The sequence below is a fragment of the Sphingomonas sp. CCH9-F2 genome (assembly GCF_001556735.1).
GTDB classification, from domain to species: domain Bacteria; phylum Pseudomonadota; class Alphaproteobacteria; order Sphingomonadales; family Sphingomonadaceae; genus Sphingomonas; species Sphingomonas ginsenosidimutans.
On sequence record NZ_LSJO01000022.1, the window covers coordinates 1 to 4,824 of the forward strand.

The following is a 4,824-nucleotide window of genomic DNA, read 5'->3' on the forward strand; positions in this document are numbered from 1 at the left end:
GGGGGTCCCTTTTGCACGCCGATAGGGGGTCCTTTTTGGACGCCGATTGACAATCTCCGGGCGCGGCATGGCGAGCGGCCATCACGATAGCCGCTCGCATTCGGTTCCGGTCAGGCAAGCGATGTTCGATCGGCCTCGGCGGATCGCTGCACTCGAACCAGTCCATAGCGAATGGATACGATGCAGATGGCATCTCAGGGTGGACGGGCCACCCTTCAAGATTAGTGACGTGTCGACGGTGAAGGCGGCAGTGTCTGCGTTCAATTCGAGAGACCCGGGTAATAGGTGTCGATCGTCTCCAGAAGGAATCATTTCACTATGGGAATTGCGAGTATACATCCGCTGTTCGACGCTGTCTTCGAGGGCGCATCACTCGCCGCGAGTGTCGGATCATGAGCGGTCGGCTGGCTGGACGGCGCTTCATCGTCACGGGGGCCGCCTCGGGTATCGGACGCGCGACGGCCGAACTGTTCGCCCGGGAAGGCGCAAGGCTTGCGCTCATCGACCGTACGGCTGACGGCGTGCAGGCGGTGGCGGATGCGGTGTCTGCAGTGGCATTCGCTGCGGACATCGCGGATCGCAAGGCGGTGATCCGATGCGTCGCGGACGCCGTCGTCGCAATGGACGGCCTCGATGGCGTCGTCAATGTCGCCGGGATCCACCGCCTCAGGCTGATCGAGGACGCTACCGATGAGGATTGGGATGAGGTCCTGGCCGTCAATCTGACTGGTCCCTACACGCTCATCCAGGCCGCGCTCCCGCATCTGAGAAACAGCGACAAACCGACCATCGTCAACATCTCGTCGGGGACTGCGTTGATGCCAACGCTGAATGGCATGTCGGCCTATGTCGCTTCGAAAGGTGGGCTAGTTTCGCTGTCAAAGGCCTTGGCCTTTGAATTGGCGCCAAAGATCCGCGTAAACGTGATCTGTCCAGGATCTGTTGTGACTGGACTGCTCTCACCCGAACATGTGAAGTTCGCCGAGTCCGAGGCATCGCCCTATGCCCTCAGGCGCAGCGCGGACCCGATGGAAGTCGCGAATGGCATTCTCTATCTCAGCTGCGAGGAATCGTCCTACGTCACCGGGGTTGCGTTGGCGATCGACGGCGGGCGCACCTTTCATTGATGGGTGTAGATCGACGTCGAACCTGAAATCCGGTGTTTGACGGTCCCCGGTTTTCATCCGGGCGTGATGCGAGCGTCCGGCCTGCATTCGCCGGGGTTAACCCAAGCGGATGCAGCATATTCCACTGGCGTCGGCCAGCCAAGAGCCGTGTGAGGACGGCTCTTGTTATGCTCCCGTCGCCAAGCCTCGATCTTCGCCCGGGCGTCCGCCAGCGACAGCAACCGATGGCTGTTCAGGCACTCGGCGCGCAGACAGGTCGCTTATCCGCCTTTCAGCTGTCTGGGCGCACTGTGGTGCGGCTGTCAATTGCTGCAAACTTGCTCGGTCCAATTACGAAACGGTCGATGTGTCTGCTTATGAGCAGGTCCGCAAGACGGAAATGCGACCTCGACGCGCTTGGCGCTACCGCGCTGATAGCACCTTCTAGACGACTTCCGCCTCGCAGCCTGCTATTGTTAACAACCTCGCCATTCGGTAACGATCGACCCCGGCTGATGGGCGTCGGCGGAACGACTGCTCGAAATGGCGGGCGGCGTCTTCGAGAAACGCGGTGCCGGCACAGTTTGCGCAACGCCATTGATACTTCGATAGATCTGTCTCGCGGCGATATGCGGGTGCGATGCGGCCTCGTCCGGATCGAGCACCGGGGCAAAGCAGGCGTCGGACCCTTCCAGTAGCGCCGACCATTCCTCGCGCGTACGCTGTCGGAACAACGCCTCGAACCGTCGCGTGAGATCGGGCCAGCGCGCGGGATCGTAGCCGTCGGTGAAATCGGGGTCGTCCCCGAGCCCGAGTTTCTCGCGCAGCAGCGCATAGAACCTGGGTTCCAGCGATCCAACCGATACGAACCGATCGTCTGCGCAGCGATAGGTCGCATACCAGTGCGGACCATCCAGGATACTGCGGCCTCGATCACTGACGAAATGCCCGGCCGCCTTCAAGCTGAGCAGCAGATTCATAAGGTGCGCGCTTCCGTCGACGATCGCGGCATCCACGACCTGGCCACGCCCGGTCGCGCGCGCAGATAGAATGGCGGCGAGCAGACCGACTGCAAGATAGAGCGCGCCCCCGCCTAGGTCGCCGACCAAACTGGGCGGCGCGACCGGAGGCGAGCCGGGTTGACCCGCGTACCATAGTGCCCCCGACAGCGCGATGTAGTTGATGTCGTGACCCGCCGCCTGCGCGAGCGGGCCGTCCTGTCCCCAACCGGTCATCCGCCCGAACACCAGCGCCGGATTGCGGGCCAGGCACGGTTCGGGCCCGAGACCGAGCCGTTCCATGACCCCGGGGCGCATCCCTTCGATCAGAGCGTCGCAGTGCTCGATCAAGTCGAGGACGGTCGCTACGCTGTCGGGCTGTTTCAGGTCGAGGTGGACGAACCGCTTGCCCCGGTCGAGGATCGACGCGCTGCCTAAGTCGATCGCGTCGGGGCTTGGTGCCGGGCGATCCACGACCACGACGTCGGCGCCGAGATCGGCGAGCAGCATGCCGCAGAATGGGGCCGGGCCGATCCCGGCAATCTCGATTACGCGTATGCCGGCGAGCGGCCCGTGACCCTTCATGCGCTGTCCTCTACCTCGATCGACCACATTTCTGTGGGCTAGAGCTGTGTCGTGTCATTTCGTCCGCTCGAACAAATATGAAAAAGGGGAATACGGTTCGAACCCAATGAATTGGACAGCGCGACGACATCGTCCGATCCGGGATGACAAAGACTGACACTGCGTGTGCGGAGAGGCTGATGGCAACGATCCGGACTGACCTGGGCTACAATCTGCACGCCTGCCCCTTCGGCGTTCGGCGGCGCTGACGATGGAACTACGCAGCCAGTTGCGCCGAGCAGCCAGCCACTTCGCGTCCCGCGAGGCACTGGTGCACGGCGACCGTCGCTTCACGTTCGCCGGCGCCTGGTCGCGGGGCGTCCGCCTTGCCAATGCGCTGGCCGATACCGGCCTGCGGCCCGGCGACAAGATCGCGACGCTCGAGAAGAATTCGATCGAAGCCGCCGACATCTTTCTCGCGGCGGCCATCGGCAATTTCGTTCGCGTGCCGCTTTATGCCCGCAATCGCCGCGAATCCCATGCCCACATGATGCGCAGCACAGGTTGCCGGCTCGCGCTGGTCGATGCGGCGCTACGACCCGAAGTCGCTGGCTTGAACGAGGAACTACCGGACCTCGACCGGCTGATCGTGCGCGATGCGGACTACGAGCGCTGGCTCGACCAGGCATCAGACAGAGATCCCGATCCGGCAATCAAGCCCGACGACCTGTGCGTCATACGCCATACCGGCGGCACGACCGGCGCTCCGAAGGGGGTCGCGTACACGCACCGCAGTTGGATGACGATCTGCGCGGGCTTCCAAGCGGTCGGGCCACGACCGGACCCCGGGTCGACGGTACTGCACGTCGGCCCCTTGTCGCATGCGTCCGGATTCATGTTCTCGCCGTATTGGGCGATCGGTGGCCGCAACATCATGATGGACGCCTTCGATCCCGAGAGCTTTCTCGAGATTCTGGCACGCGAGAACGTCGGCTATGCCTTCGTTGCGCCAACCATGCTGAACGCGATCGTCCACCACGGCAATCCGCGAGGCCATGCCTTTCCCCAACTGAAATGCCTGCTCAGCGCCTCCGCGCCGGTGTCGGAAGCGACGCTACGCCGTTCCTGCACGATCTTCGGCGACGAGGTGCTGCACACCGCCTATGGCCAGACCGAGATCCTGCCCGTGACATCGCTTGGGCCGAAGGAATGGTTCGGCCAGACCGAGGGATCGACCCCGCTTCAGTCGGTCGGCCGCGCGATGCCCTTTGTCGATCTCGAGATACGCGATGCCGAAGGGCGCGCGCTGGGCCCCGACGAACCGGGCGAAATCGTTGCCCGGTTCGAGAACGGCCAGATGCAGGGGTTTTGGGATGATCCCGAGGAAACGTCGCGACGCATGGTCGACGGGTGGGTGAAGACCGGCGACATCGGCCGGGTCGACACCAACGGATTTCTTTACTTGCTGGATCGCGCAAACGACCTGATCGTCTCTGGCGGCTACAATATCTATCCGGCCGAGATCGAGAACGTCATTGCCGATCACCCGCTGGTGGTTGCCGCCGCCGTTTTCGGCATCCCGCACGAAAAATGGGGCGAAACCCCCCTGGCGGTGGTCGTCGTCGCACCGGACACGCAGATCTCCGAACAGGATATCATCGATCTGGTCAGTCAACGGCTGGGTTCGTTCAAAAAGCCTGCGCAGGTCGTCTTCACGACTGAGCCGCTGCCGCTGAGCAACGTCGGCAAGGTGCTGCGATCAAAACTTCGCGAGCCCTATTGGGCCGGCCACGCCAGTCGCATCTCCGGCGCGTGAGCGCTGTCCTGCCCGAAAATTCCGCGGAGCCACTCATGTCGTTCGAGAATATCACCGTAGAAACGCGCGGGCCCGCTTCTTGGGTGTACCTGAATCGGCCGCAGGCGCTAAACAGCCTCACGCTCGGGCTGGCGCACGACCTTGAGGCCGCTATCGAAGCGGCCGAAGCCGATCCGTCGGTGCGCACGTTCGTCATCAGCGGGGTCGGACGCGCCTTCTGCGCGGGTGCCGACCTGCGGGCGATCCGTGCCGGCGATACCCCTATCAGCACCGGTCTCGCGCATTTCCTCGGCGAGTTGGGCCGTGTGTTCACGCGGATCGAAGCATCGCGGCTGCCGAC

The 4,824-nt window shown here is 63.3% G+C and carries 4 protein-coding genes and 1 pseudogene; 3 read left to right on the forward strand and 2 right to left on the reverse strand.

Features of this window, described 5'->3' with window-relative positions; all coding sequences use genetic code 11:
• The first annotated feature begins 392 nt into the window (after positions 1 to 392).
• Positions 393 to 1,127, forward strand: coding sequence for an SDR family NAD(P)-dependent oxidoreductase (locus AX685_RS00800; protein WP_017980752.1), 735 nt, complete (start codon positions 393 to 395; stop codon positions 1,125 to 1,127).
• 53 nt (positions 1,128 to 1,180) lie between these two features.
• Here the strand turns inward: AX685_RS00800 and AX685_RS20745 are convergent.
• Both AX685_RS20745 and AX685_RS00805 read right to left on the reverse strand, forming a co-directional pair.
• A pseudogene (locus AX685_RS20745) lies at positions 1,181 to 1,378 on the reverse strand (integrase core domain-containing protein); the annotation flags it as partial.
• A 204-nt stretch (positions 1,379 to 1,582) separates the two neighbouring features.
• Positions 1,583 to 2,689, reverse strand: coding sequence for a CaiB/BaiF CoA transferase family protein (locus tag AX685_RS00805; RefSeq protein ID WP_017980753.1), 1,107 nt, complete (start codon positions 2,687 to 2,689; stop codon positions 1,583 to 1,585).
• Positions 2,690 to 2,939: 250 nt separating this feature from the next.
• Between AX685_RS00805 and AX685_RS00810 the strand changes: the two genes are divergently transcribed.
• A complete protein-coding gene (locus AX685_RS00810) occupies positions 2,940 to 4,484 on the forward strand; it encodes a class I adenylate-forming enzyme family protein (protein WP_017980754.1) in 1,545 nt (514 codons plus the stop codon).
• 35 nt (positions 4,485 to 4,519) lie between these two features.
• The coding region (locus tag AX685_RS00815) for an enoyl-CoA hydratase/isomerase family protein (RefSeq protein WP_197418423.1) at positions 4,520 to 4,824 on the forward strand (305 nt) is incomplete at its 3' end.

Coding starts and splice junctions, on each gene's coding strand:
- AX685_RS00800 (WP_017980752.1), top strand. CDS start 393: ATGAGCGGTCGGCTGGCTGGACGGCGCTTCATCGTCACGGGGGCCGCC.
- AX685_RS00805 (WP_017980753.1), bottom strand. CDS start 2,689: ATGAAGGGTCACGGGCCGCTCGCCGGCATACGCGTAATCGAGATTGCC.
- AX685_RS00810 (WP_017980754.1), top strand. CDS start 2,940: ATGGAACTACGCAGCCAGTTGCGCCGAGCAGCCAGCCACTTCGCGTCC.